The sequence below is a fragment of the Castellaniella sp. MT123 genome, assembly GCF_039614765.1.
Taxonomy (GTDB): domain Bacteria; phylum Pseudomonadota; class Gammaproteobacteria; order Burkholderiales; family Burkholderiaceae_B; genus Castellaniella.
Window position 1 is genome coordinate 212,333 of the sequence record NZ_CP154879.1, and the last position, 26,415, is coordinate 238,747.

General features: G+C 63.1%; 29 protein-coding genes, 1 other RNA gene and 1 pseudogene. 15 read left to right on the top strand and 16 right to left on the bottom strand.

Going from position 1 to position 26,415, the window contains the following annotated elements; all coding sequences use genetic code 11:
• Positions 1–12: 12 nt before the first annotated feature.
• The gene (locus ABCV34_RS00980) at positions 13–882 is read left to right on the top strand and encodes a pirin family protein (RefSeq protein ID WP_345797389.1); all 870 of its coding nucleotides are present in this window, start codon (positions 13–15) and stop codon (positions 880–882) included.
• Positions 883–989: 107 nt separating this feature from the next.
• Positions 990–1,565, top strand: a complete 576-nt coding sequence (locus ABCV34_RS00985; protein ID WP_345797391.1) for an NAD(P)H-dependent oxidoreductase — start codon at positions 990–992, stop codon at positions 1,563–1,565.
• Between the two features lie 69 nt (positions 1,566–1,634).
• Here ABCV34_RS00985 and ABCV34_RS00990 read toward each other — a convergent pair whose 3' ends face one another.
• On the bottom strand, positions 1,635–1,958 hold the full coding sequence (locus ABCV34_RS00990; protein WP_345797392.1) for a virulence factor: 324 nt from the start codon (positions 1,956–1,958) through the stop codon (positions 1,635–1,637).
• Positions 1,959–2,188: 230 nt separating this feature from the next.
• Positions 2,189–2,857, bottom strand: a complete 669-nt coding sequence (locus tag ABCV34_RS00995) for a dienelactone hydrolase family protein (RefSeq protein WP_345797393.1) — start codon at positions 2,855–2,857, stop codon at positions 2,189–2,191.
• A 141-nt stretch (positions 2,858–2,998) separates the two neighbouring features.
• Here ABCV34_RS00995 and ssrA point away from each other — a divergent pair.
• The 4 genes from ssrA to ABCV34_RS01015 all read left to right on the top strand — a co-directional run bounded on the left by ssrA (position 2,999) and on the right by ABCV34_RS01015 (position 4,639).
• Positions 2,999–3,363, top strand: a transfer-messenger RNA (tmRNA) gene (gene ssrA, locus ABCV34_RS01000).
• 94 nt (positions 3,364–3,457) lie between these two features.
• Complete coding sequence (locus tag ABCV34_RS01005; protein ID WP_345797394.1) at positions 3,458–3,724, top strand: hypothetical protein; 267 nt, start codon at positions 3,458–3,460, stop codon at positions 3,722–3,724.
• Positions 3,725–3,727: 3 nt separating this feature from the next.
• Positions 3,728–4,222 carry a YaiI/YqxD family protein gene (locus ABCV34_RS01010; protein WP_345797395.1) on the top strand — a complete coding sequence of 165 codons (495 nt, stop codon included), beginning with the start codon at positions 3,728–3,730 and terminating at the stop codon, positions 4,220–4,222.
• A gap of 99 nt (positions 4,223–4,321) precedes the next feature.
• The gene (locus tag ABCV34_RS01015) at positions 4,322–4,639 is read left to right on the top strand and encodes a YnfA family protein (protein ID WP_345797396.1); all 318 of its coding nucleotides are present in this window, start codon (positions 4,322–4,324) and stop codon (positions 4,637–4,639) included.
• Positions 4,640–4,682: 43 nt separating this feature from the next.
• On the opposite strand, the gene ABCV34_RS01020 is transcribed toward ABCV34_RS01015, so the two are convergent.
• The gene (locus ABCV34_RS01020; RefSeq protein ID WP_345797397.1) at positions 4,683–5,060 is read right to left on the bottom strand and encodes a YkvA family protein; all 378 of its coding nucleotides are present in this window, start codon (positions 5,058–5,060) and stop codon (positions 4,683–4,685) included.
• Between the two features lie 201 nt (positions 5,061–5,261).
• Positions 5,262–6,212, bottom strand: coding sequence for an IS481 family transposase (locus ABCV34_RS01025; RefSeq protein WP_345797398.1), 951 nt, complete (start codon positions 6,210–6,212; stop codon positions 5,262–5,264).
• A 110-nt stretch (positions 6,213–6,322) separates the two neighbouring features.
• On the opposite strand from ABCV34_RS01025, the gene ABCV34_RS01030 reads away from it, so the two are divergent.
• The 3 genes from ABCV34_RS01030 (at position 6,323) to ABCV34_RS01040 (ending at position 9,999) form a co-directional block, all read left to right on the top strand.
• Positions 6,323–7,786: an MFS transporter gene (locus ABCV34_RS01030; protein ID WP_345797399.1), complete on the top strand. Its 1,464-nt coding sequence runs from the start codon at positions 6,323–6,325 to the stop codon at positions 7,784–7,786.
• A gap of 108 nt (positions 7,787–7,894) precedes the next feature.
• On the top strand, positions 7,895–9,166 hold the full coding sequence (locus tag ABCV34_RS01035; RefSeq protein ID WP_345797400.1) for a M20 family metallopeptidase: 1,272 nt from the start codon (positions 7,895–7,897) through the stop codon (positions 9,164–9,166).
• A 71-nt stretch (positions 9,167–9,237) separates the two neighbouring features.
• Complete coding sequence (locus ABCV34_RS01040) at positions 9,238–9,999, top strand: SDR family oxidoreductase (protein ID WP_345797401.1); 762 nt, start codon at positions 9,238–9,240, stop codon at positions 9,997–9,999.
• 20 nt (positions 10,000–10,019) lie between these two features.
• Here the strand turns inward: ABCV34_RS01040 and ABCV34_RS01045 are convergent, their stop codons facing one another.
• Complete coding sequence (locus ABCV34_RS01045) at positions 10,020–11,576, bottom strand: phospholipase D family protein (protein WP_345797402.1); 1,557 nt, start codon at positions 11,574–11,576, stop codon at positions 10,020–10,022.
• 110 nt (positions 11,577–11,686) lie between these two features.
• Positions 11,687–11,893: a hypothetical protein gene (locus ABCV34_RS01050; RefSeq protein ID WP_345797403.1), complete on the bottom strand. Its 207-nt coding sequence runs from the start codon at positions 11,891–11,893 to the stop codon at positions 11,687–11,689.
• A 263-nt stretch (positions 11,894–12,156) separates the two neighbouring features.
• On the opposite strand from ABCV34_RS01050, the gene ABCV34_RS01055 reads away from it, so the two are divergent.
• The 3 genes from ABCV34_RS01055 to ABCV34_RS01065 all read left to right on the top strand — a co-directional run bounded on the left by ABCV34_RS01055 (position 12,157) and on the right by ABCV34_RS01065 (position 14,247).
• A complete protein-coding gene (locus tag ABCV34_RS01055; RefSeq protein WP_345797404.1) occupies positions 12,157–12,546 on the top strand; it encodes a VOC family protein in 390 nt (129 codons plus the stop codon).
• Between the two features lie 161 nt (positions 12,547–12,707).
• Positions 12,708–13,613 carry a bifunctional DNA-binding transcriptional regulator/O6-methylguanine-DNA methyltransferase Ada gene (gene ada / locus ABCV34_RS01060; RefSeq protein WP_345798661.1) on the top strand — a complete coding sequence of 302 codons (906 nt, stop codon included), beginning with the start codon at positions 12,708–12,710 and terminating at the stop codon, positions 13,611–13,613.
• A gap of 64 nt (positions 13,614–13,677) precedes the next feature.
• Positions 13,678–14,247, top strand: coding sequence for a peroxiredoxin (locus ABCV34_RS01065; RefSeq protein WP_345797405.1), 570 nt, complete (start codon positions 13,678–13,680; stop codon positions 14,245–14,247).
• On the opposite strand, the gene ABCV34_RS01070 is transcribed toward ABCV34_RS01065, so the two are convergent.
• Positions 14,178–16,244 (bottom strand): GAF domain-containing protein, encoded by a 2,067-nt coding sequence (locus ABCV34_RS01070; RefSeq protein WP_345797406.1) that lies wholly within the window; start codon positions 16,242–16,244, stop codon positions 14,178–14,180. The genes ABCV34_RS01065 and ABCV34_RS01070 overlap by 70 nt on opposite strands.
• A gap of 119 nt (positions 16,245–16,363) precedes the next feature.
• On the opposite strand from ABCV34_RS01070, the gene ABCV34_RS01075 reads away from it, so the two are divergent.
• Both ABCV34_RS01075 and ABCV34_RS01080 read left to right on the top strand, forming a co-directional pair.
• Entirely contained in the window at positions 16,364–17,659 is a 1,296-nt protein-coding gene (locus tag ABCV34_RS01075) for a hydroxymethylglutaryl-CoA reductase, degradative (RefSeq protein ID WP_345797407.1), read from the top strand.
• A gap of 95 nt (positions 17,660–17,754) precedes the next feature.
• The gene (locus ABCV34_RS01080) at positions 17,755–18,930 is read left to right on the top strand and encodes an ABC transporter substrate-binding protein (RefSeq protein ID WP_345798662.1); all 1,176 of its coding nucleotides are present in this window, start codon (positions 17,755–17,757) and stop codon (positions 18,928–18,930) included.
• A gap of 47 nt (positions 18,931–18,977) precedes the next feature.
• Here the strand turns inward: ABCV34_RS01080 and ABCV34_RS01085 are convergent, their stop codons facing one another.
• The 9 genes and pseudogenes from ABCV34_RS01085 to ABCV34_RS01125 all read right to left on the bottom strand — a co-directional run bounded on the left by ABCV34_RS01085 (position 18,978) and on the right by ABCV34_RS01125 (position 24,927).
• A complete protein-coding gene (locus ABCV34_RS01085) occupies positions 18,978–19,295 on the bottom strand; it encodes a cytochrome c (protein WP_345797408.1) in 318 nt (105 codons plus the stop codon).
• A gap of 52 nt (positions 19,296–19,347) precedes the next feature.
• A complete protein-coding gene (locus ABCV34_RS01090; protein ID WP_345797409.1) occupies positions 19,348–19,674 on the bottom strand; it encodes a hypothetical protein in 327 nt (108 codons plus the stop codon).
• On the bottom strand, positions 19,671–19,970 hold the full coding sequence (locus ABCV34_RS01095) for a hypothetical protein (protein ID WP_345797410.1): 300 nt from the start codon (positions 19,968–19,970) through the stop codon (positions 19,671–19,673). The genes ABCV34_RS01090 and ABCV34_RS01095 overlap by 4 nt, the downstream gene beginning before the upstream one ends.
• The gene (locus ABCV34_RS01100) at positions 19,967–21,376 is read right to left on the bottom strand and encodes a cbb3-type cytochrome c oxidase subunit I (protein WP_345797411.1); all 1,410 of its coding nucleotides are present in this window, start codon (positions 21,374–21,376) and stop codon (positions 19,967–19,969) included. The genes ABCV34_RS01095 and ABCV34_RS01100 overlap by 4 nt, the downstream gene beginning before the upstream one ends.
• Positions 21,377–21,391: 15 nt before the next feature.
• Positions 21,392–21,985 carry a c-type cytochrome gene (locus ABCV34_RS01105; RefSeq protein WP_345797412.1) on the bottom strand — a complete coding sequence of 198 codons (594 nt, stop codon included), beginning with the start codon at positions 21,983–21,985 and terminating at the stop codon, positions 21,392–21,394.
• A gap of 194 nt (positions 21,986–22,179) precedes the next feature.
• Entirely contained in the window at positions 22,180–23,292 is a 1,113-nt protein-coding gene (locus ABCV34_RS01110) for an MFS transporter (RefSeq protein ID WP_345797413.1), read from the bottom strand.
• Positions 23,293–23,440: 148 nt separating this feature from the next.
• Entirely contained in the window at positions 23,441–24,079 is a 639-nt protein-coding gene (gene yfcF, locus ABCV34_RS01115; protein WP_345797414.1) for a glutathione transferase, read from the bottom strand.
• A gap of 50 nt (positions 24,080–24,129) precedes the next feature.
• Positions 24,130–24,288 (bottom strand): annotated as a pseudogene (locus ABCV34_RS01120) (amino acid ABC transporter ATP-binding protein); the annotation flags it as partial.
• Between the two features lie 42 nt (positions 24,289–24,330).
• Positions 24,331–24,927 (bottom strand): PLP-dependent transferase, encoded by a 597-nt coding sequence (locus tag ABCV34_RS01125; protein WP_345797415.1) that lies wholly within the window; start codon positions 24,925–24,927, stop codon positions 24,331–24,333.
• 279 nt (positions 24,928–25,206) lie between these two features.
• Here ABCV34_RS01125 and ABCV34_RS01130 point away from each other — a divergent pair, with 279 nt between their 5' ends.
• Positions 25,207–26,406 (top strand): MFS transporter, encoded by a 1,200-nt coding sequence (locus ABCV34_RS01130; RefSeq protein WP_345797416.1) that lies wholly within the window; start codon positions 25,207–25,209, stop codon positions 26,404–26,406.
• Positions 26,407–26,415: the final 9 nt, after the last annotated feature.

The window sequence follows — 26,415 nt, forward strand, 5'->3', positions numbered from 1 at the left end:
ACGGAGCTGACCATGTCGACTCGACCAATCACACGCATACTGCCGGCCCAGGCCACCCAGGACGGGGCCGGTGTGCGTCTGCTGCGCGCCCTGGGATACCAGCCGCAGGTTAGGATGGATCCCTTCCTGATGCTGGATGCTTTTTCCTCGGACGATCCGGATGACTACATCGCCGGATTCCCGGCGCATCCGCATCGGGGCTTCGAAACCATCACCTACATCGTCGACGGCCACATGCGCCATCGCGATCATCTGGGCAACGAAGGCGACCTGAAGGCCGGCGGGGTGCAGTGGATGACGGCCGGACACGGCATCATCCACGAGGAAATGCCGCAACAGGAAAACGGCTTGCTGCGCGGGTTCCAGATCTGGCTGAACCTGCCCGCCACCGAAAAGATGCAGCCTGCCCATTACCGGGACATTCCCGCAGATGCCATCACGACGGCGGAATTGCCCGAGGGCGGCTTCATCAAGCTGATCGCCGGCACCATTCCCTGGGCGACCTGTCCGCTGAAGGGGCCGGGCCAGGGGGTCGTGGCGTCGGTCACGCAGCCGCTGATCGCGGACATCCGCGTCATGGCGGGGCAGTCGGTGGACATTCCCGTGCCGGCCACTCATCAGGCCCTGTCGTATGTCTTCGAAGGGCGGCTGGAAGCCGGGGATCAGGTCGTCCCATCGGGCCATACCGTCTGGTACGGCCAGGACGGCGACGTGATCCATATCGCTGCCGCGCCCGACGAGGCCGATGGCGTGCGGGTGCTGCTGCTGGCCGGCAAGCCGCTGAATGAACCCATCGCTCAGTACGGACCCTTCGTCATGAATACGCCCGCCGAGATCGAACAGGCGTTGCGTGATTATCGGGACGGCGTGCTGGCCCAGTAACCTTCGCCAAAGTCCGGGTGGTGTGCGTCCCCACGCACCGCCCGGACTGGTGTTTCCATTTTTCCGTGCCCGAAGCACGGATTTTTTGATATTTTTCAGGAGTCAATATGTCCATTCGTGTCCTAGCCATTGGCGGCAGCCTGCGCAAGGGGTCCTACAACCATCTGTTGCTGGAACAGGCCCGGCGCCAGGCCCCCGAGGGCATGTCCATCGAGATCGCCAATCTGTCGGACGTGCCGCTGTACAACAGCGACATGCAGGCGCAGGGTTTTCCGGCATCCGTGCAGCGGATCGCCGAACAGGCGGCCCAGGCCGATGCGTTTCTGGTCGCCACGCCCGAATACAACTACTCGATTCCCGGTGTGCTGAAGAACACGATCGACTGGCTGTCGCGGGTGCCCAGCATGCCCTTCCAGGGCAAGCCGGTGGCGATCGCCAGTGCGTCGATGGGCGGTCTGGGCGGCGCGCGCGCGCAGTATCACCTGCGCCAGGTCCTGATCTATCTGGATGTGCACCCGCTGAACAAGCCGGAACTGTTCATCCCTGTGGCGCACGAGAAGTTTTCCGCCGACGGCGTGCTGACGGACGCGATGTCCCGCGATGGGCTGGATGCCTTGTTGACGGCCTTGGCGGCGAAGACTCGTCAGCTGCAGGTGCGTGAACCGGCAGCGCAAGCCGCCTGAGGGTAATGCCCCGCGCGCCGGGCCCGTGTGTTCGTGAATGAATGCGGGGCCCGTCGCGGTGGATGTCGATCAATCGTCCCAGCCGCGGCCGCGATGGCCGCGATCATGATCCCAGTGCTTCTTCCAGTGCCTGCGCTGGTAGCGGTCATAGTGGCCGCGATCGACCCAGCCCTGGCGATAATAGCCGGGCCCCGGCACGTAGACCGGCTCGGGCACTACGACCACGGGCGGGCGGCGGTAGTAGCGCGGAGGTGGCGGATAGTAGGCAGGGCCTCCCCAGACGACGCCGGGGATGCCGATCGAAATCCCGACGTCCACATCGCCCGCCTGGGCGGCCGGCCCGGCAGCCAGTGCGCCGGCCAGCAGAACCGCTGCGATGATGCTTTTTTTCATGGTTTCCTCGCAAGGGAGCCTGCGACTTCCTCCGCAGGCCAGGATTGACGGGTTCATTCCGTATAGTCACTGGTCCGGATTGTGGCTGAAGGAAGGCCGCCAAAGGTGAATTTCCGGTGCGGAGTCGCTTCAAAAGGCTACCTGTGCGGCCGTTGCACCGACGTCGGGAACAAGTCCTCACATTTGTTGCTTTCGATGGCGAATCCTGGCCTGTCGATGGCGGGCGCCGATCAGATGTGGCGTGCGAAGAACGCCAGGGTGCGATCCCAGGCCGATGCCGCCGATTCTGCGTGATACGCTGGTGTGGCATCCCGTCCGAAGGAATGCCCGGCGCCAGGGTACACATGGATTTCGACCTGGGGCTGGGCCGCGCGGATTTCTTCCACATCCGACAGGGGGATTGAGCTGTCCTGCCCTCCGAAGTGCATCTGCACCGGAATGCGGGCCGTATCATGGCAGTGCCGGGCGATCCCGCCCCCATGCCAGCAGGATGCCGCGGAGAAGGTATCGCTCAGGCAGGCCATGCGCCAGGACAGGTAACCCCCCCAGCAATAGCCTGTCAGCAGCCGCACGGACTGCCCTTCGAGCGCGGCGGCGGCCGCCTCGATGTCCAGACGGGCGGTCTCGTCGGCGATGCCTTTTTTGTAGCCTAGGCCGCGCTGGACTTCCTCCGGGGTGTAGCCCAGCTGCAGGCCCTGTTCGGGGGCCGTCATCCGGTCGAACAGTGAAGGGCAGATCGCCCGATAGCCCTGCGCCGCGTAGCGGTCCACTGTTTTGCGGATGTAGCCGTTGATGCCGAAAATTTCCGGCAGGACCACGATCCCGGCACGGGCGTTTTCGGGCCCGTTGATGTATGCGGCAAACGTGTGGCCATCGCTGGCCTTCAGGGTGATTTCCATGATCGAGTTTCCAAAAACGGCAAGGGCCCTAGCCCGCTGGTGATGGCGACCTGGACCAGAACCTGGGTGTTGTCCATAGTACTCATACGGGGCTCATTGTAATTTCATTATCTGAAAAAGACCGGTACAATAGAGGTTCCTGGGGCCGATTTGGCTTCGACGTGGGTCGCGAAACAGGATAGTGCATACCGAGCCCCAGTACGCTCGTAAATCCACTGGAAAACTACAAACGCCAACGACGAGCGTTTCGCTCTGGCCGCTTAAGCGGTGAGCCGCTGCACCGATCTGTCCCTGGGTCGGGTGGGGTCAAACCCACAGCAGCGTCATCTACAGGGAATCGGATTCGATCAGGTCACTGGGCCGGATCTTAAATCAGTGTGAATCGCCGCGGAAGGGCCTGTCGTCCGGCATGCACCAAGGCTAAAACTTAAAATAGGCCGACTAAGTATGTAGAGCTACTTGCAGAGGGCTTGCGGACGGGGGTTCAATTCCCCCCGGCTCCACCAGTCATCAGAATCCCAACCTTTATTGGTTGGGATTTTTTTTGGTGCGCCCGGCAGGGCGCACCCCCTAGAGACAGACCTCAACACCGAGCCCTTCATGAAAAAAACCGATCTGGAAAAGCAAAAAGCCCTGAAACTCATGGGTAAGCTCAATGCCGCCATCCCGCCGGGTCGCTACGCTGGCGCCGCGCCTGCCCTGGATCGCCGTGAGCAGCGGCGCCTGGACCAGGCCGCTGGTCTGGTGTCCTTCCCCGTCAAGCTGCACCAGCCGCTGATTTCGGCCCTGAACGCCAAGGCACAGGCCGATCACATCAGCGTCAACGAATTGGTGAACACACTGCTGGCCGAAGCGCTGAAGGGCTAGCTCGTGAATATATGGGTCGATGCCGACGCCTGTCCGGCCGTCATCAAGGACATCCTGTATCGGGCGGCGCAACGATTGCAGCGGCCGCTGACGCTAGTGGCCAATCAAATGCTGCGCACGCCGCCATCGTCTTTGATCCGGGCTGTCCAGGTGCCGCAAGGATTCGATGTGGCGGACAACTACATCGTTGAACATGCGTCCACCGGTGATCTGGTCATTACCGCGGATATCCCTCTGGCAAGCGAGGCTCTGGGCAAAGGGGCGTTGGTGCTCAGCCCTCGCGGCGAGTGCTACACCGCCGACAGCATCAGCGAACGGCTGACGATGCGGGACATGATGGAGGAATTGCGCAGCGCTGGCGTCGATACGGGCGGCCCAGCCGCTTTCAGCCAAGCGGACAGGCGTGCATTTGCCAATGCGCTGGACCAACTGTTGCAGAAGGCGCTACGGATGCCGTATGCGCCACTTGCGGGTCACACTGGGGCTGGGACTGAGTGACAACGTGACGGACGTGATCGCCTTTCGCATCTGATACCATTCGACGATCGAAGTCCTCCACTGCCCTGATGGACACCCCCCAACGTTCGGGGCAGCGACATGAAAACCCTCGCGCTTTACCTCATCACCGCGTTGGCGGAAATCATCGGCTGCTACCTGCCCTGGCTCTGGCTCAAGCAGAACGGATCGGCCTGGTTGCTGTTGCCCGCAGCTGCGAGCCTCGCCGCGTTTGCCTGGCTGCTGACGCTGCACGCAGCGGCATCCGGCCGCGTGTATGCGGCCTACGGCGGGGTCTACATTTGCGTGGCCATCTTCTGGCTGTGGGCCGTGGATGGAATTCGTCCTTCGACATGGGACGTGGCGGGAGTCTTGGTCGCGCTGGCGGGCATGGGGCTGATCGCTTTCCAGCCACATTAAAAGGATCCGGCGGCTCTTGATGGTGGAAGCAACGGCTCGGGATTCAGTCGATGACCACCCTGTAAGTAGCCCAGGCGGCCATGCACCAGAGTGCGAGAATGATGGCAAAACCGGCGATGCTCCGCGGCTTTCCCTTTTGTTCCTGAAACCATTGTTCAGATTGTGCCCGGCTGTCGACGAGTACCTGTTCGGGGACGATCCGCAGCAGCAGCCAAACGCCTGCGGGAACGATGATCAAGTCGTCCAGGTACCCGAGAGCCGGGATGAAGTCAGGGATCAGATCGATGGGGCTGAGCGCGTAGGCCGTGATGACGGCCGCCAAGGCCTGTGCGTACCATGGCGTTTCAGGGTGCTTCAGCGCGAACCACAGCGTCATCACGTCGCGCTTCAAGGCCCGCGCCCATGTTTTGATGCGTTGCATCAGGTGGTTTCCCTTGCGTTTCCGATATCCGCATTTTCTCATGCCCCCGGTGTCTGTGAGCGCATCCTCGCAGTCGGTTAAGCCATGAGTCAGACGGTAGGTGTAAACTCGGCATGGTGGCACCGGGACGACGGACGGTCGTCGTCGGCCGATAGCGTTTTTTGAGCGCGTCTACCTCTATTACGGGGTGGTGCGGGCGCTCTAGGTGTGGATTGTCAATAGGTTGTATTCATCCAGCTTGAGTCTGGAGATGGGTACAGCCCGTCCAATGCCCTGATGAGGGCGATGCCAGTTGTAATGGTGTAACCAGGACTTCATGGCATCAGCTCGATGCTGAGAGTTCTGGTAGGTCTGGGCGTAGGCCCACTCGCGCAAGGCGGATTGGATAAAACGCTCCGCTTTGCCGTTGGTCTGGGGCCGATAGGGCCGGGTGAAGGAATGCTTGATGCCCAGTTCGCGACATGCTGCAGCGAAGTCCCGGCTACGGAAGGCTGAGCCGTTATCGGTGAGCAGGCGTTGGACGGTGACGCCCAAGCGAGCATAGTAGGCCACCGCGTTGCGCAGGAATTGCACGGCGCTGCCGGTACGCTCATCGGGATGGATGTCAGTGAAGGCGACGCGAGCATGGTCGTCGATAGCCACAAAGACAAAGTCCCAGCCGGCTCCCTCCACGCTGTCGCGCCGGTTGCCGGTGACGCGGTGGCTGGGCCGCACGATACGGCCCAGCTTCTTGATGTCGATATGCAGCAGATCGCCGGGCGTGGCATGCTCGTAGCGCACCACCGGTTCGAGGGGCCGCAGGTCAGTCAAGCGGGAGATCCCGGCACGCGCCAACACACGGCTGACGGTGCTGATCGATACGCCCAGGGCTTGGGCAATACGGGCCTGGGTCAATCGTTTGCGGCGTAGCTCGACGATGGCCAGTGCCTGGGCGGGGGCAATGGCGCGCGGGGACAGGATGGGACGCGATGAGGCATCGGCCAGCCCTCCCTGGCCTTGGGCCAGGAAGCGGCCCAGCCACTTGCGTACGGTCGCGGGCGTGACGCCGTAGGTCTGCGCGGCCTCTCCTGTGCGGCACTGCTGGGTAACAAGCTGCTGGACCATTTCCAGTCGACGGCTAAAGGTCAATCGGGCATGCTTATGAATGTTCATCCGGCCGGTCTCCTGAGAATACTGGGTGTTGTGGTGACTTCCAGTTTCTCAAATCCGGTTCGGATGAACCATGCATACAACCTATTGAAACTTCACATCTAGGGAGCGGTATGGGTACCAATCCTCAAGCCGGGCAGGCATACAAAGGCAATGACCGGCTGCTTTTCGGCATCATCCTGGGCGTCGTGGCATTCTGGCTTTTCGCTCAGACCACGCTCAACATAGCGCCCGATATGGGCCGCACCCTAGGGGTGGATGCGAGCGTCATGAACGTCGCAGTCGCCATCACCTCGCTGTTCTCGGGTATTTTCATCGTGGTCGTGGGCGGCTTGGCCGACCGCGTGGGTCGGCTGAAGATCACTCGTATTGGTTTTTATCTGAGTATCGTCGGTTCGTTGCTCGTGGCAATCACGCCGCAGGGCTATCTGGCGGCGCCTGTCATTCTGTTGGGTCGCGCGCTGCAAGGGCTTTCGGCCGCTTGCATCATGCCTGCCAGTCTGGCATTGGTGAAGGCCTTTTGGGACGAGGGCCCGGATCGTCAGCGCGCCATCAGCATGTGGTCGATCGGCTCCTGGGGCGGCTCGGGCCTGTGTTCGCTCGTCGGCGGGCTGATGTCGCAGAATTTCGGCTGGCGCTCGATCTTCTGGGTGGACATCGTGATATGTCTGCTTGGCCTCTGGATGATGCGGGGCGCGCCCGAGAGCAAGGTCGAGACGAAGGGCGAATACAAGTTCGATCTGTCTGGCGTACTGACGTTCATGGTCACCATGGTGGCGCTGCAGGTTCTGGTGACGCAGGGCAACAAGCTGGGGTGGACGAGCCCCATCGGGCTTGTATTGTGGGTCGTGTTGATCGTGTTCGGCTGGATGTTCCTGCGGATTGAAAGCAAGAAGTCGACCGCATTCTTCGACTTCAAGCTGTTCAAGAACGCAACTTACACAGGGGCGACCATCTCCAATTTTTTGATCAATGGCACCGCTGGCACACTGATCGTGTCGCTGCAGCTGGTGCAGATCGGTGGCGGTATGAACGCGGAACAGGCGGGTTTCCTGACGCTGGGCTACGCCGTTGCCATCATTGCGTTCATCCGTGTAGGTGAAAAGCTTCTGCAGCGTTTTGGACCGCGCAAGCCGATGATCTGGGGCTGCCTGATCACGGGCCTGGCGATCATCCTGGTGTCGCCCGCCAATCTGATGCTGTCGGACTATAAGGTGTTCGCAAGCGTCGGCTATGCGCTCTTCGGAGTCGGTCTGGCGTTTTATGCAACGCCTTCGACGGATGCCGCGTTGTCCAATCTGCCGGCGGCCCAGACGGGGTCCGGATCCGGTATTTACAAGATGGCCTCGTCGCTGGGCGCCGCTTTTGGTGTGGCGATCTCCGCCGCCATCTTCACCGCGCTGAACGGCAATGGCGCGGATTGGCTTGCGGGTACGATTACCTTTGTCGGGCGCCAGGATAATCTGGCGGTTCGGGAAGCCGCCATGATCGCGTTGGGATTCAACGTGTTGATGGTTGCGGTGGCCATCCTGTCAATCATGCTCACGATTCCGAAGGGGACGAAGACGCGGGCCTGAATTGAATTGAAACGTATCCGAGACGTGCTCGGGTGGGTGGTATTGGCCGGCGTATGGTTGAATCGGCGCCGTGGTGACCGATGATCTTGCAACTTGAGGTTGATTGCGATGAGTAAGACTCAAAAACCTGGAAATGATGCCCTGCTGGGGCCGTTGAACGGATTGCTCCCCGATCTTGAAAAGGTCTATACCGACATCCATGCTCATCCTGAACTTTCCATGCAGGAAACGCGCACCGCCGGCCTGGTCGCCGACCGTCTGCGTCAGGCGGGGTTTGAAGTCACTCCAGGCGTGGGCAAAACCGGTGTTGTCGGCCTGCTGAAAAATGGCGACGGTCCGGTCGTGATGTTGCGTGCCGATATGGATGCGCTGCCCATCCAGGAAGCGACGGGGGTGCCGTATGCCAGCAAGGTGACCGCAACGGGCCCCGATGGTCATGTCGTCCCGGTCATGCACGCCTGCGGCCACGACATGCACGTCACGTGGCTGCTGGGCGCTGCCGCGGTGCTGGCGGAAACGCGCGCGGCCTGGAAAGGAACGGTCATGGCTGTTTTCCAGCCCGCCGAAGAGACGGCGGCCGGGGCGCGGGCGATGATAGGCGATGGCCTTTTCAAGCGCTTTCCCAAGCCCCAGGTGGTGCTGGGCCAGCACGTGATGGTGGGGCCCGCGGGCGCCCTGGGTGGGCGCGTGGGCACGATCACGTCGGCGGCCGACAGCTTTCAGATCCGGCTCTTTGGGCGGGGGGCGCATGGATCCATGCCACAGGCGAGCATCGATCCGGTCGTCATGGCGGCCTCGGTGGTGCTGCGACTCCAGACCATCGTCGCACGCGAGCTGGCTCCGTCCGAGGCTGCTGTCGTGACGGTGGGTGCCCTGCAGGCGGGTACCAAAGAAAACGTCATCCCGGACGAAGCCATCATCAAGCTCAACGTGCGTACCTTCGACGAAGGGGTTCGCGCGCGGGTGCTGGCCGCCATCACCCGCATCGTCAACGCAGAGGCTGCAGCCTCGGGCGCGCCCAAGCCGCCTGAGATCACGCCGCTCGATCGCTACCCCCTGGCAAGCAACGATCAAGAGGCCACCGAGCGGGTGGCGGCCGTCTTCCGCGACCACTTCTCCGTGGATCGCGTGCGCGAAGTGGGGCCCGCTTCGGCGAGCGAAGACTTCGGTTCGTTCGGCACACAGTGGGGCGTTCCCTCGGTCTTCTGGTTCGTGGGCGGCACGGATCCAGACCTCTACGCGAAGGCGAAGGCGGAGAACCGCGTCAACGAGATCCCGAGCAATCACAGTCCCCACTTCCTGCCGGTCCTGCATCCAACGCTGGAAACCGGCGTGGAGGCGATGGTGGTGGCCGCACGCGCGTGGCTGGCGGCGCGCTGACGCGTCCACGGGCCGCGCTGTGATGCTGGTCAGACGGCTCACTGAGGTTTATCGACAACAGAGATATTGTGATGGCACAACGTGTTCTGATCACAGCCGGCGCAGCCGGCATCGGCAAGGAAATCGCACGGGCGTTCACCGCAGGCGGTGCCAAAGTCTGTGTGTGCGACATCAATGAGCAGGCGCTGGAGACAGCCGCCAAGGACATTCCAGGTCTGAAGACCATCGTGTGCGACATTTCCCGGCGACAAGACATCGAGCGGATGGTGGCCGCCGCCGCCGACGCGCTGGGCGGTCTCGATGTGTTGGTGAACAACGCCGGCATCGCGGGGCCCACGGCGCCGGTCGAGACGGCCGACCCTGATCAATGGGAAGCCGTCATGACGGTGGATGTCATCGGCACCTTCCACGTCACGCGCTTGGCAATCCCTTACCTGAAAAAATCGGCGGCGGGAAGCATCATCGTGATGTCCTCGGTGGGCGGGCGCTTTGGCTATCCGAATCGCAGCGCGTACTGCACGGCAAAGATGGGCTTGATTGGCTTTGCGAAAACCTTGTCCCGTGAGCTAGGCCCGTACAACATCCGCTGCAATGCGATTGCGCCGGGTGCCGTTGGCGGAGATCGCATCGAGCGTGTTCTTCAGGGCAGGGCCGATGCGGAGCACAAGACGCTGGATGAAGTGCGGCAGGCTGCAATGAGTATCCAGTCGCTCAAGCGCTTTGTCGATCCGAAGGACATCGCTGCCCTGGCCGTATTCCTGGCGTCGGAGGCGGGGAAATCGATTTCCGGGCAGGTCATTCCCATCGACAACGATGCACAGACTTCGTCTTGAGCTTAAGACGAAGCAGTAGCCTACAAGAGCCAGTCAATCGGCAGCAGGGCCGCGACCGCGACACCGGCCCGGCGCCAGAAGGTGGCGCCGGGTTCGTGATGGCGCACGACTGTTGCGGAATCGACCTGTTCGACCCATTCCAGTTTTCCGTTACCGCCGATCCGCACCTCATAGGCATGGGATGCAAGAAGCCTGTCCAGGTTGTCGGCGATCTGGCCCGCCAGATCCGGGCTTTCGATGACGAACCCCATTTCAGTGTTCAGCTTCCGGGAACGCGGATCGAAGTTGAAAGAGCCGATGAAGACACGCTGGCGGTCGATGGAAAATACCTTGGCGTGCAGGCTGGAACCCGACCCCCCCGTCAGCCCTCTGTCGCGAATCTTCGGAATGGACGCCATCCGTTTCAGTTCAAACAGGGTGGCGCCCGCCGCGAGCAGCGGCCTGCGCCGCTTGGCGTAGCCGGCATGGACTGCGACCACATCGGTGGCCTCCAGCGAGTTGGTCAGCAATGTGACCTTCACGCCTTTTTTAACGAGCGCCGCAAACGCGTCGACCCCCGCCCCCGCGGGCACGAGATAGGGCGAGACCAATTCCAGCTCTGTGGTGGGGCCGCCCAGGATCGTCTGCAGCCTGGGCCAGAGCAAGGTGTGGCGCGGCGCTTTGTCCAGGCCCTTGTCCGGGTTGTCGCTCACGAGCGACACGTTGGCCCATTCGAAGCGCAGTCGGCCAGTCAGCAGATCGTGCACGAACGCTTCCTGGAAGATCGCCTCGGTATAGGCACTGGCATAAGGCTTGCCGGCCTCCTGGTCGCCGATCGACGAGAACGCGGCGATTGCCTCGGCGTGCGGCTTGCGGACGATCTGCTCCGCAGGTCGGGATGAGTCGCTTGTCCAATAGCGTTCGAAGTCTTCTGCGACGTCGCCCACCACCGGGCCGATTGCCAGGATGTCGAGATCGATGAAAAGGGCATTGTTCCCGGCTTCGAAATACTCGTCACCGATGTTGCGTCCCCCCACGATGGCGACCTGGCGGTCCGCTGTGAACGATTTGTTGTGCATGCGCCGGTTCAGGCGTGAGAAATCGGTCAGGTAGCCCAGCGCCCGCCAGCGGCGCACGGTAAAGACGTTGAACAGCCTTACCTCGATATTCGGGTGGGCATTCAGCCCGGCGATGATCGTGTCCAGGCCCGCCGTGTTGTTGTCGTCGAGCAGCAGCCGTACCTGCACGCCGCGCTCGGCTGCGCGACGCAGGGCGTCAAAGAGCAACAGGCCCGTCATGTCGTCATGCCAGATGTAGTACTGCACATCCAGGGAACATTCAGCCGCATCGGCCAGCGCGACGCGTGCCGCAAAGGCGGCCCGCCCATTGGAGAGCGGAACGAATCCGGATTGCGCGGCGTGCGACAGGTGCAGCGGCTTGACGGACCGCGCGAGCTGGGTTGCATCCGTCGTGTCTGGAACTGTGGTGCGGCGGGTAGGCTCTTCGGTGTTTCGGTCCACCGCGTGGTGGCGGCCATGCAGGAGCGCCTGACCCGCTGCTTTCATCATGGCCCGGAAGCGGGTCCTGGAAAGACGCATGGGCTGGGCTCCTCCTCAGGGTATGGCGGTTGTCCGGCGAGAATCAGGTTCAGTCATTCGCATCAGGATCCGGGCGCTGCGGTGGACAGCGCCTGAATTCTGCCCGAGGTTCAGGCGCGCCGCGTCGGGCGCGCCTGGCGCCGCCGCCGGAAGATCGCGTACAGGATGAGCAGCACGATGATCCCCACGACTGCCACGCCGATCCGCGCGGCCAGCAGCAGCCGCGCCCCGGCATCGGGCCCGGCGAGGGTACCGCTTCTCAAGGCCGTGACCTGTTCGACCGTGACCTTGCCGGCCGGGTTGCCATAGGCCTTCATCAACCAATCCTGATAACCCTACGACCGACTAGATCATACCGCTGAATCTTCAGGGCGTAGATTGATTTCTGTCCGGTTCACCGCCCCCTGTCCCGCACGCTCGCGTGAACGCGACGGGAGGGGGTTGATGCGCAGTGGCGGCCCGCATGGCTGAAGCGTAAGCCGGTGCCGATCATGTAAGAACCCATTGCCCTGCCGGGGGCCGGGCAGTTAAATGAAATCGGTGGACAGGAGGGCGGCCCGACATTTTCAGGGGAGGCGCGATGAAAGACCAACCCTATTCCGATCCGGTGGCTTATGGCAATGGTCCGGATGATTCCGTGACGGATGCGACGGAACGCGCCGCGGTGACGCATCATGTGCTGCGTCTGAACGGCCGGACGTTGGCCTATACGGCCCGGGCGGGCCACCTGACCGCCGTGGACGCCAGCAGTTCGCGCCCCAGCGCGAAGATCTTCTATGTAGCCTTCACCCTGGACGGCGATCCGGCGCACGAGCGGTCAGTCACGTTCTTCTATAAGGAGCACGACATGACCCGCAAGAACACGATCTGCCTCTGGTACGACGGCGCCGCCCTTGATGCGGCCCGCTTTTATGCCAGGACCTTTCAGGATAGCGCCGTGGGCGGCCAGGAAAGCGTCCGCGGCGCTTGATTGCGCACGGCAGCGACCCGACGTCCGCGGCGCATCCCGATGCGCAGAACGGCTCCGGGGAATGCGTTTGGCCGCAAGAAACGGGGTTCTTGGCGCCGGATTCTAGCCTATGCTGACATCCACCGCGAACTGGAGATGACGCCATGGACACTCGCACCACGATGATGGATGCCCGCGAAACCGCCGAGGCGCAGACCGCCGCCGACCGGCTCGGCCATCGCGCGGAGGGCCACCGGACGGCCGCCGCGATGGCGCACTCGGCGCTGGTCGCGCGGGCCTGCCGCCTGATCGAATCGTCGGAAATCCCGCCTACGCTCGATGCGCTGGCTGCCCGGGCCGGCATGAGCCCCTTTCATTTTCATCGGGTCTTCAAGGCCGAAACTGGGCTGACGCCCAAGGCCTACGCCGTGGCGTACCGTGCGCGCAGGCTGCGCGAGGCCCTGAGCGCGGGCGGCACGGTCACCGACGCGATCTACGGCGCGGGCTACAATTCCAGCAGCCGTTTCTATGAAACGTCCGGGTGTGTGTTGGGGATGCGCGCCGGGGAATACCGTGCCGGCGGCACCGGGACAGTGATCCGGTTTGCCGTCGGCCAATGTTCGCTGGGCGCGATCCTGGTCGCGCAGAGCCAGCGCGGCGTGTGCGCCATTCTGCTGGGCGACGACCCGGACCGTCTGGTGCGTGATCTGCAGGACCAGTTTCCCAGGGCCGGGCTGATCGGCGGTGACGGTGGTTTCGAACAGCTGGTCGCCCAGGTGGTGGGGTTCGTCGAGGCGCCGGCCATCGGGCTGAATCTGCCGCTGGACGTGCGCGGCACGGCGTTTCAGCAGCGGGTCTGGCAGGCGCTGCGTCGGATTCCGCCGGGCGCCACGGTGAGTTATGCTGAGATCGCCGAGCGGATCGGCGCCCCGAAGGCGGCACGCGCGGTCGCCCGGGCCTGTGCGGCTAATCATCTCGCCGTCGCCATCCCCTGCCATCGTGTCGTGCGGCAGGACGGCGGCATCTCGGGCTACCGCTGGGGCGTGGATCGCAAGCGTGAATTGCTGCGGCGCGAAGCACACGCCTGATTCGGGGCGCGGCGCTGCCGCGGGCCTGTTTCCCGATGCCGGATGACCCCCAAGGAGAATACCGATGGTTGACCCGCTGCTGTTCAAAACGTTTCCCGATGACCTGCCCCGTCCCGTGGACGATGGCGAGGCGGATCATTTGACCGGGTTGCCGATGCCCGACGTCGTATTGCCGTCCACGATGGGACAGCGCGTTGCGCTGAACCGGATCCCCGGCCGCGTGGTCATTTACGCCTACCCCATGACCGGACAGCCGGACGTGCCGTTGCCGGCCGGCTGGAACGATATTCCGGGCGCGCGCGGCTGCACGCCCGAGTCCTTGGGATTCAAGGCCGTCGACGCCCGGTTCTCCGCGCTTGGAATCGCGGTATTCGGCCTGAGCACGCAGGACACCGATTATCAGCGGGAAATGGCGCAGCGCCTCGGGCTGCCGTTTCCGGTGCTCAGCGATGCGGGGCTGGCGTTGACGCACGCACTGCGGCTGCCCACGATGGAGGTTGCCGGGATGACACTGCTCAAGCGCCTGACGCTGATCGTACGCGATGGCGTGATCGAACAGGTGTTCTATCCGGTGTTCCCGCCCGACGAAGCTGCGGCCACGGTGCTGGCCTGGCTGGAGTCGCAGGCGTCCTGAGTCTCCCAGTGTCCGGCCAGGCCCCACAGGCGCAGGGCGATGTGCACGTCCAGGACCCGGGGATGGTGGCGCCAGTCCGGCAGTAGTGCGTCCACGGTCGCCAGTCTTTGATGCACGGTATTGGGATGGATGCCCAATGTTCGAGCGGTGGCCGCCGGACGGCGGGCTGAATCCAGCCAAGTCAGGGCTGTGCGCGCGAGGCGGCATTTCCGGCGGTCCCTTGGGCTGTAAAGGGTACCCAGCGTGGCGCGCAAATAGGTGTCCAGGTCCAGTTCCCGGTCCAGCAACAGGGCATACAGCGCAAGCTCCGCTTCCTGGAACAGCCGTTGTGGGTAGTTGAGTGCCTGAACAATGCGCAGGCACTGCAGCACCCTGTGGTATGCCGCATTGACCTGACTGAAAGCGGGCACTGGATCCGAGATCACGCCTGTCAGGGCCTGATGCCAGGTATTCCCCAGAAACCCCGGTAGCTGGCGCACGATGCCGGGTACGTGCCTGGAATTGGCGAGAATCACCAGAGAGCCTCGGACCACGCCGAAAATGGCATGTGCCAGCCCCGCCGTGGTTCTGGGTGTCCATTCCGTCGGTAGCCCTGCGCCGGCGTCGGTGCCTGCCAGCAGGATGAGCTGGATCGGCAGAGCCGGATCCAGCCCGTGGCGCATCGCCAGCCGCCCGGACTTGATCATGAGATCCTGCGGCAATCCGATCAGTTCATGCACCAGGGCCGATAGGGCCTGTCGCCCGGCCGATTCCCGCTGCTCGCGCGACAGCAGGACGACGCTGGCCAACACGGCAGTACGCTCGAACGTCCGGATATCCGCATCGCGCAACGGAGCGGCCGTCCGAATGGTCAGTCCGCCTAGCAGGCTCGAGCCGCTGGTGGCTGCCGCGACCCGGTATCGGATCCGGCCATCCGGCCGCACCTCGATCGATCGGCCCGCAATCCGGCTTTCGTGCAGCGCCCGATGCAACGCGCCTTCGTCCGGGTCGATTGCCTCGGTATCGGTGGTGGGATTTTGCGGTGGCTCTCCAGCGCAGGCGATTTCTCGTTCCCCGCCGTCATAGGCCGTCACCCGGCCGCCCAGCATGGAGGCCGCCATGTCGCAAATATCGGACAGATTGCCCCCGCGCGCGGCCAGTGCCGTCAGCCGTTCGTGTGCCTGGGCCGCGCGGTCGGCGTCCGCGGTGCGCCGGGCCAGTTCCAGGTTGGTGTCGCTGGCCTGGCGCAGCGCGGTTTGCGTCTGCTCGAATAAGCGGGCGTTGTTCAACGCGACGGATGCATGGGCTGCCAGGATCGACAGGATGTGCTTTTCCCAGGGGGTGTAACTGCGCACATAGCGGTCGCCGACGAACAGGACGCCGATGACGGATGCCCCGGCCAGCAGCGGTACGCCCAGGATGGAGACGATGTGTTCCTCGACGACAGCGGAGTCGATGCCGATGTCATGCGGGAAGCGGCCATCGACACCGTAATCGGATGAGGCATAGGGCATCCGGTGCCGGGCGACAAAGTTGCAGATGCCGACATCCCGTGGCACCCGGATGTGGATGAAATTCTCCGAGAAGGCCCCATCGGTGGCGCGGACGTAGAAATCGTTCCGCTCCGTGTCGTGAATCGACAGGTATCCGACGTCGCTGCCCAGCAGTTTGCGGGCGCGTTGGACGATGGCCTCCAGGATATGGTCAGGGTCGGTGATGGCGGTCAGATCCTGGGCGGTTTCCAGGACGGCAAGCAAGCCGCGCTCGCGCTCTTGATGCAGTTCGATCCGTTCCTTGACGGTCAGGGCAAGCTCGATACAGTGGATCAGGTCCTCGCGATCGGAAACCTTGGCGGGGAGCTTGCGGGCGTGTTCCAGCAGCCGCGCGAATTCCTCCTTGCCCGCATCCACATGGAGCAGGCCTACGATACGCCGCCAGAGCATCCGGGCGGCGCGGGCAGGCGGCCGGCCCGCGGTACTTCCGAGGTCGTCGACACCAAAAAAGTGATTTTTATCCATAAATCTAATCAAAATTTGTGGGGTCACTACATATCATCGCATCGTATGCCATTTCTATACTGAGGGCACTCCAACCATTTCGCGGGACGTGTTCGGCACGATCCCATACCGACATCACCATGACGATTGATTCCACACTGCCCGGTTTCCGCTCCTTCGCTCCGTCGGAACGGCTCGCCTGTCTGGCCCGGAAAGCCGGGCTGAGCGATGACGAGCAGGCCTTGCTGGGAGACGGCACAGCCTTGCCGCTGGCGGTTGCCGACGGCATGATCGAGAACGTTCTGGGCCGTTTTGAGTTGCCCTACGGCGTGGCCGGATACTTCAAGATCAACGGGCGCGACGTGCTGGTGCCCATGGCGGTCGAGGAACCCTCGGTGGTGGCGGCTGCTTCGTTCATGGCCAAGCTGGCTCGCCAGGCGGGCGGCTTTCAGACGTCCAGCACGGGGCCGATCATGCGGGCGCAGATCCAGATCCTGGGGGTCACGGATCCCTACGGCGCCCGGCTGGCCATCCTGCGGCAGCGCCAGGACATTATCGATTTGGCCAATAGCCGCGATCAGCTGCTGGTGCAGCTGGGGGGCGGCTGCCGGGATGTCGAGGTGCATGTGTTTCCGGATACCCGGCGTGGTGCCATGGTGGTCGTGCATTTGATCGTCGATGTCCGGGACGCCATGGGGGCCAATACAGTCAATACGATGGCGGAGTTCGTGGCTGGGCGTCTGGAACAGATCACGGGCGGCAAGGTGCGGCTGCGCATACTGTCCAATCTGGCGGACTTGCGCTTGGCCCGGGCCCGCGTCCAGATCCCCGCCGACGCGCTGGCAACCGGAGAGCATGCCGGGGCCGACGTGGTCTCGGGCATCGTCGATGCTTGCGAGTTTGCCGCCATCGACCCGTATCGGGCTGCAACTCACAACAAGGGCATCATGAACGGGATCGATCCGGTCATTGTGGCCACCGGCAACGACTGGCGGGCCATCGAGGCCGGCGCCCATGCGTATGCTTGTCGCGGCGGGCGCTATACGTCGTTGAGTACCTGGGAAACCTCGGTATCGGGGGATCTGGTCGGGACCCTGGAGATGCCGATGGCGGTGGGTCTGGTGGGCGGGGCGACCAAAACCCATCCGCTGGCGCGTTTGTCGTTGAAAATCCTGGGGGTGACAACCGCCCAGGAGCTGGCGGAAATCGCGGTGGCGGTCGGGCTCGCGCAAAACCTGGGGGCGCTGCGCGCCTTGGCGACCGAGGGTATTCAACGGGGCCATATGGCACTGCATGCGCGCAATATTGCCATCAATGCGGGGGCCACCGGAGCGGAGATCGACTGGCTTGCCCACGAACTCGCGGCCGCGCATGACGTGCGCATCGATTTTGCCAGGTCGCTGCTGCAGGAACGGCGGCGTTCGCAACAGGCCTGACGGCCCCGGGGGCTTCCAGGACACAACAACAGGACCGTTCAGGTCCCTTCATCCCAAGGAGACAATCCGTGAAATTTCGTATCTCGCGACTGGCGATTGCCGTGCTGGCGGCAACCGCATGCGTCGGGACCGCTTCCGCGGCCGACGATGTGATCCGTATCGGCTTCATTACCGACATGTCGGGGCCCTATGCGGATACGGATGGCCCGGGCGGGCTGGAAGCCATCCGGATGGCGGTGGCTGACGCCGGCGGTCAGGTGCTGGGCAAGAAAATCGAGGTGTTGTCGGCGGACCATCAGAACAAGGCCGATATCGCCGCCACGCAGGTCCGGTCGTGGATCGACCAGGACCATATCAAGTTGCTGATCGGGGGCGTGAATTCCGCCACGGCTCTGGCCATGAACAACATTGTGGCCGAGAAAAAGGTCCCCTATATCAATATCGCTGCGGCGACCGCCCGCCTGACCAACGAAAACTGCACGCCTTACACGGTCAGTTACGAGTACGACACGGTGGCGCTGGCGCGTGGCACCGGCTCGGCCGTGGTTGCGCAGGGCGGGAAATCCTGGTTCTTCCTGGTCGCCGATTATGCCTTCGGTCACTCGCTGTTCCAGGACACGTCGGCGGTGGTCAAGCAATACGGGGGCTCTGTTGTGGGGTCGGTCAAGCATCCGCCCAATTCGTCGGACATGTCGTCCTACATTCTGCAGGCCATGTCCTCGGGCGCGCAGATTCTCGGGCTTGCCAATGCGGGAGCGGACACCACCAATTCGATCAAAGCTGCCCACCAATTCGGCTTGACCGACAAGATGAAGCTCGTGGGGTTGCTCATGACCATCAACGATATTCATGGTCTTGGCTTGGGCACGGCGAAGAATCTGCTCATGACCGACAGCTGGTATTGGGATCTGACGGATGCTTCGCGCGCCTTTGCCAAGCGCTTCTACGTAAAGATGCATCAGATGCCCAGTACGCATCAGGCTGCGGACTATTCGGCTGCATCGACCTACCTGAAGGCCGTCAAGGCTGTCGGCACCACCGATGCCGACAAGGTCATGGCGCAGCTCAAGACCATGAAGATCGATGACTTCTACAACAGCGGCCGGATCCGTCAGGATGGCCGCTACGTGCATGACATGTATCTGTTCCAGGTCAAGACGCCGGCTGAATCCAAGGAACCCTGGGACTATCTGAAGAAGGTCGCCACGATTCCGGGCGACGTTGCCTTCAACAGTTTGGCCGAGTCCACCTGCCCGTTGGTGAAGAAATAATCCGACTGGGCGGTTGACGAACGGGATGCCGCGAACGGCGCGTGCGGCTATTCGGGCTTCAGTGTCGACAGGAACGCGGCGATGTTGGCGATGTCCGAGTCGGTGAGGCCTTGCGCCATGGGCTGCATGATGTCGTTTTTGCGGGTCCCGTCGCGGAAGGCCTTTATCTGGGCGGTTAGATACTGATCTTTCTGGCCCGCCACATTGGGATAAATCGGTGCGATGGAGATGCCCTTGGCACCGTGGCACGCCATGCAGGTCGCCTCGTATCGGATCTTGCCGGCGGCTGGGTCGGCCGCGCTGGCTGTGACGCTTGACAGGGTCGCAGCCAGCGCGACGTTCAGGATGAGCAGGGTCTTGATCATGATCTTGGTCTCCGGCAATGGGCTTTCACGGTGTTTTCAGCGTGGCGGAGCGTCAGGAGGAGGGTGCCGGTTTGTAGATCGCGGCCCACAGTGCGATGGTCGGCACCAGGACACCGATCCACAAGCCGCTCCAGAATGTGAGTTCCGGCAGCGTCGGCAAGGGCAGCAGCGACAGCACGCCCAGTGCGATGGCCAGCACGACGTTGACGTTGCTGAACCAGGGGTGGCTGTCGCTGCGCCGGGCCCAGAGCGCCATGAGCAGCATCAGGATGGCGAAGGCCGCCAGCGGAAAATAGGGCTGTTCCACCCAGGTCGGATGCAACACCGTCGCGTAGACCAGCGCCAGCCCCAGGATCGTGTTGATGAGATTCGGAATCATGGCTCCAGCTCCTCGTGGGTATGCAGGCGTTCCAGATAGCGCCAGGTGAGTGGGGGGATCACCGCGTAGGCAATCGCGCTGGCCAGGATCAGCAGCTTCCATTCGATGTCCAGCGGTGTCATCGTGCCCACCGCGACCGCGCACAGAAAAGCGGCCGCATAGCACAGCCGTCCGATCCGGACCCAGCCGGGTCGCGCGCGCAGGCGCCCGATGCTGTAGAGACCGGCATAGGCCCCGCCTGCCAGGACGAACAGCCCCAGCAGCAGCGCCGTTTCAATGAGCGAGGCCGCCGTCATGCCGTCTGGACCTGGGCGTCTGGCTGGACCAGGTGCCTGGGTGCCGTGAGCAGGTTGTAGACCAGGACGACATAGCCCAGCGCGAAGATGACGCCAAAGCCCAGTCTGGCGTACATGCCGGAGATGAACCAGGGATTTTCCGAGGCCACGGTGAAGGCCATGAGCGTGGACCCGCCTTCGGCGCGGCCGACCAATGCCTGCGTCATGCCGGACACCAGAAGCGCCATGACCATGCCCACCATGCCGAAGTTCAGCAGCCCGTAGCCCCATTTCCAGGCGGGACCGTCCATGAAGGCGATGCCGGAGACCTTCTGTTTGACGACGTAGAGCACGGCGATGATGCCGCAGACATAGGCGCCATAGAACGCGAAATGTCCGTGGGACACCGTCCATTGGGTGCCGTGCGAGTACAGGTTGATCTGTGGCAGCGTCATCATGAAGCCCCAGATGCCGGCGCCGATGAAATTCAGGAAGGCTTCGGTCGTGATCCAGTAGAAAGCCGGCCGGTTGGCTGTCTTCAGGCGGTGCATCCCGGCGTCATAGACGGCGTGCACGACCATGCCGAGCAGGGGCAGGGGTTCGAGCGCGGAGAAGAATCCCCCGATGCCGAGCCAGTACTTCGGGGTCCCGATCCAGAAGTAATGGTGTCCGAGCCCGAGGATGCCGGCCCCCAGCACCAGCATGACTTCGATGTACAGCCAGGTCTCGACGATGCGGCGCGAGGTGCCCATCACGTCCATCAGCACCAGCGCCATCACGCAGCCGATGAGCACTTCCCAGGTGCTTTCCACCCACATGTGCACGAGCCACCACCACCAGTACAGATCCCGGGACATGTTCGGGTCAGACGGGAAGGCGTCGAGATAGACCAGCAGCAAGGGAATCAGGTCGAGCACCAGCACCCACATGATGCCCGTCATGCGGTGGGCCTTCATGCAGGTGGCGATCACGTTGTAGGCGAACACGCCCATGACGGCCACCACGCCGATCGACGCCCACCGGGGAGCCTCGACGTATTTGCGCCCCTGGTTGATGAGCCAGAGGGTGGATTCCGTGGCGGGTCCGTACTGCACGAAGATGAAGACGAGGGCGACGATGGCGACGACCGCGCAGAACACCCAGAAGGTGAGTTCGGCCAGCCATATGCCTTCGACTTCGCGGCCGAGTTCCTTGGGCAGATACCAGTACACCGCGCCCAGGAAGCCCATGAGCAGCCAGATCACCAGCACGTCGATGTGCAGGATCTTCGAGTTGTTGAAGTTGAAGACGTTGTAGAGCAGCGATGGCTGGATGTAATAGGCCGCCGTCAGCAGTCCGAAGACGATCATCACGCCAAAGAGCGTGACAGCCGCGATCAGGTATCGGACGGCCAGTTTCTGCGAGCGGGACAGTGCGGAATAGTCCATGAGCGTGTCCTTTCGTCAGTTCTTGGTGATCTTCCCGAAATTCGCAGGGAACCCGTTGGTGTTGATGGACGCCAGCCACTTCAGGTAGGCGACTGTGGCTGTGGCCTCGTCCTGGGTGATCTGCAGATTGGGCATGCGGCGCGCCCAGGTCGGGTAGCGATCCGGGTGCATGAGGAACATGACCATCGCGTCCTCGCGGGTCTTGGCGCCGGTCATGGGAACCCAGATCTGATCCCAGGCCGGGTCGAGCCATGCCTTTGTCAGGTCGGGGCCGTAGTAGGCGCCGTTGCCGAAGATCGTGTGGCAGTCCATGCAGGCTCGGCTCTGGATGACGAGCTTGCCTTTGACGATCAGGGATTCCGCCTCGGCGGGGGTGACCTGTTTGCCAAAGAGAGGCTCGGGCCCACCGATGACGGGAACGTCCATGCCTTGCGACCAGTCGCGTTGGTAGCCGATGTGCTGGTTGATGACATCGTATGAGGGGACGTTTTTGCCGCCTGCGGTGATGACCTGCAGGCTGTCGGCCGACAGAAAGGCAAGCACGACGAGCATCACGAGCGTGGTGCTGATCGCCCCGGCTCGCCAGAAGATGGGGTCTTGTATGTCCAAACTGCCTTTTACCGACCTGACACCTGAGTTCCTGGTCTTCATCGTCCGTTCCTTTCCGGTTTGAAGGCGGCGGCTGCGTCTGGAGACCCTACGCTAATCCTGTGCGATTGTGGTTGTATTTGATTTGCATCAAGGATTTTGATATTTATCAATCCATCTGCCCGCAATCGGGGGATTTCCCCTACCCGATGTGCTCATGAACCTGCAGCAGCGGGGGCCGTGTGTGGCCTGATATGCCGGGCGATGACCAGCGCGAGCAGCAGCAGGCCGCCGCCCGCGCTGGCGAAGATCAGGGTGTCGGACAGGTGGTCCGCAGTCCATGCAGCCGCCATGATGCCGACTGACTGACCCAGAAACAGGCTGCAGGCGAATAGCGACATGGATGCCCCGCGCATTGCGGGCGCCATCTGGGTGGCGTTCGTCTGCAGGGTGTTGTGCAGGCAATAGAACCCGAAACCCGCCAGTGTGCAGGCTGCCGGGGTCCATATCAGCATCGGTGCGTACGCGAAGGACACCAGGCCCACGCACAGCGACAAGCCGCCCAAAAGGGCCAGGCCCGGTTCCCCGATCCGGGGCAGCAAGTGTGCGGCCATGCGCGTGTAGATGAACCCGCCGACCGCATAGAATGCGGCGATTCCCCCCGCTGTCGCCAGCGATACCTCGTGATGTGCCTGCAGAAGGCTGGGGATGAAGGCAAGAGGGCCCGCTGAGAGCGCGCCTTCGATGGCGGTTACGGTCAGGATCCAGCGGGCCCTGGGCAGGGTCAGGATATCCAGCAGCGCTCGTATGCCGCGGTGGGTTGCAGGGAGTTGCGGCGGCTGGCTTAGCGCGGTGCGCAGCAGCAAGGTCCCGGATACCAGGAAAGCGGCTGCCAGCAAGGCAAAGACTGGCCGCCAGCCGATCCATTGGGCAATCATCCCGCTGATCCATTGCCCGACCAGCATGCCGGTAACACCCGCGCTGACCAGTCTGGCCAGCGAGACCTGTCGGGCCGTGTAAGGCACGTTATCGCCGATCCAGGCCATCGCCAGCGGGAAGATCCCGGCAGCGGCGGCGCCCGACACGATCCGGGCCGTCACGAGCCAATCCAGGTCTGGCGCCATCATGGCGATGCTGTTCCCGATGACACAGGCCAGAGTGCACAGGGCAATGATCCGCAGTTTGCCGTAACGGTCGCCCAGCGGGCCGAAACACAGCTGGCAGACACCGTAGGCGATGGCAAAGACGAAAATCACCCGGGCGGCGTGACCGACCGTGACCGAGAACTCGTCGGACAGCAGCGGCAGGAGCGTGTCGCATGCCCGCATCGAGGCGAGGCTGGCAAAGCAGCACGCATTCAGCAGCCAGGCGACCTGGGCGCGGGACGGGGGGCTGGCGGTGGAAATGATATGACCTCCTGGAACAGTTCAATCGACTGAGCGAGGTGTCAAGGGTACCGCCTAGTCCGTTGGCACGTCAGCCGGCGTGCCGCTGGTTCAGCGCCACCCAGCGCTGCACCGACGGGCGGCCCCACTGGTGGCGGACGTAATCGGCCAGGCGGGGCGGCACGGCATCGCCGACCGCCACCAGGCGGTTCAGCATCAGGGCCAGTTCGAAGTCTGCGATGCTCCAGGCGCCGAACAGTTCCAGGGATTCCTGAGGCAATAGATGTTCGGCGGCAGCGACGAGTTTGCCCACCGCCTCGCGCGCTGTGGCGCTGAGCGCGGGCAGCGGCGCGGCGGGCTTGGCGAACAGATTGTCCGTGGAACGTTCCTGGCGGATCGTAGCCAGGTCCGTGCGCAGCCAGGCCTGGATCTGGCGGGCCCGCGCGCGCTGCCGCGCATCGCGGGGATAGAGCGCGGTCCCCGGGAACGTGTCCTCGATATATTCCGTGATGGCGGAAGACTCGGTCAGGGCGAATCCGTCGTGTACCAGCATGGGGACCTTGCCCGTCAGCGACTGGCTCAGGTAGTCGGGGCGGCGCTGTTCACCCTGCGCCAGATCGACCGGCACCAGTTCGAAGTCCGCGCCCTTTTCCGTCAGTGCCACATAGGCCGACATCGCATAGGGGCTGTGAAAGCCGCTGTCCGTATAGAGTATTGTTTTGCTCGACATGCTGGAATCTCCGGAATGAGCCATGAAGCGTCCTGTCAGGCCATGACCGCTCAGTGCAGGATCTTGGTCAGGAATTCCCGCGCCCGTGCGGATCTGGGCGCCTCGAAGAATTCGTCCTTGGACGTGTCCTCCACGATAGCGCCGGTATCCATGAAAATCACGCGGCCGGCGACTTTTTTCGCGAATCCCATTTCGGGCGTCACGCAGACCCGATCCGGGTTCGGATTCCTACAGGTGCGCGAAGCCCGCCTTCAGGTCGGTGATCGGACCGCCAGGGTGCGCAGGCCGCGCTGAGCCAGGTAGACGTCGTCCGGCCCGGCGTTCAGCCCGTGTGCGTAGACGTGACTGCGGATTTCCTGCCAGGCGTCCTTCGTTGTCGTGACCGAACCCAGCAGGGCGTCCGAGTGTCCTGTGACGTATTTCGTGCAGGCCTGGACCGAGACGTCCACGCCGTGTTCGAACGGCTTGAAGTACAGCGGCGAGGCCCAGGTGTTGTCCATCACCACGCGTGCGCCATGGCGGTGGGCGCATTCGGCGATGGCCGGAATGTCCTGCACCTCGAAGGTCTGCGAACCGGGTGACTCCACATAGATGGCGCGTGTGTTCGGCTGGATCAGGCGTTCGATGCCGGCGCCGATCTGGGGATCGTAGAACGTCGTGGCGATGCCATAGCGCGCCAGGATCACCTTCGCGTAATGGCGCGTGGGACCGTAGACGCTGTCGCTCATCAGGATGTGGTCGTCAGCCTTGACGAAGGCCGACAGGGCGGCGATGCAGGCCGCAAGGCCCGAAGACGCCAGCAGCGTGCGGTAGCCGCCTTCCAGAAACGGATCCTGGAAATCCTGCAAAAAGATGCTTCCATTGGGTTGGCGGAACTGGTGGACGTCAGCTCCGGGTTCGTGATGGAGGTCGTGCGCCACACGACGGCGCTGCCCCTGGACCACGTCGGCAAGTCCGGGAAATCCGGCGGCGCCTAGATGCGTCGCGCAGCGCGCGTGATTTCGGTTTCTTCGTGATGCCCGGCCTGGCGCGCACGCAGTCCTATAATGGTTCCCTTCGTGCCAGTTTCTCAGGCCTTCCTCGGATGCCCGGAACGCAAAGGCGCGCCAAACGATTCCGCCGCTTCCGTGTCCTCCTCCTCTTCTGACGATCATGATCGCCCCAGCCGGTTGCTGATGTTGACCCTGGCCTTGGTGGGGGTATTCGCGTTCATCCAGGTCTATTCGGTCCAGTCCATCCTGCCCCAGTTGCAACAGGATCTACAGGCTTCCGTGGTGCAGATCGGCAATTCCGTCGGTGTCACCGTGCTGGCGGTGGCCCTGATGTCCCCGTTTGTCGGCATGCTCTCGGACGCCATCGGGCGCAAATGGCTGATCGTGGCTTCGGTGTTTGCTCTGGCAATTCCCACAGCGCTGATGCCGACGGTGCAGTCGGTGCACGGCATGCTGGTCCTGCGTTTTCTGCAGGGGCTGGCGGTGCCGGGGGTCTCCGTGGTGGCGGTTGCCTATATCGGCGAGGAATTTCGCGGTACGACCATGGTCCGGATGGTGACCTGGTATGTGGCGGGTAGCGTGCTGGGCGGGTTTTCCGGGCGCTTCCTGCTGGGACATCTGACCGAGCTCATGTCCTGGCGCGCGTCTTTCGGGGTCATGGCGGTGCTGAATCTGGCGGGGGCATTCATCGTGTGGCGCGGCTTGCCCGACTCGCGTCATTTCGTGGCCAATGACCGGATCGCATCCAGCTTGTCGACGTTGGGTCAGCTGCTGCGCAACCCGTCGCTTCAGACTGCCTGCGCACTGGGTTTCACGGTGCTTTTTGCGTTGATCGGGCTGTTCACCTTCGTCAACCTGCATCTGGCCGCTGCGCCGTATTATTTCAGTTCCGGTGAACTTGCCAACATCTTCGCCGTCTATCTGTTGGGCGTGGTGGTCACGCCGCTGGGCGGGCGCCTGATTCCGCGTATCGGCATCCGGCGGACAATCCTGGCGGCGCTGGCGATCTCAGCATCTGGGGTCGTGCTGACCCTGGCGCAGCCGCCATGGGCCATTGTCGTGGCGCTGGCAGTGGCGGCCTGCGGCGTATTCATCACCCAATCGGCCGTGATGAGCTTTATCGCCTATCGCATCACCCACGGACGTTCGTTGGCCAGCGGCCTGTATTACGCGGCTTACTATTGTGGCGGATTCACAGGGGCCTGGGTCTGCGGCATCGCCTATACCTGGGGGGCCTGGCCCGGGACGGTGGCTGCCCTGCTGATTTCCCAGGCGCTGGGCTGGCTGATCGCCTGGCGTTTCATGCCAAGGCTGGTGGCTGCGTCGGCCAGCTGAGGGCTGGTC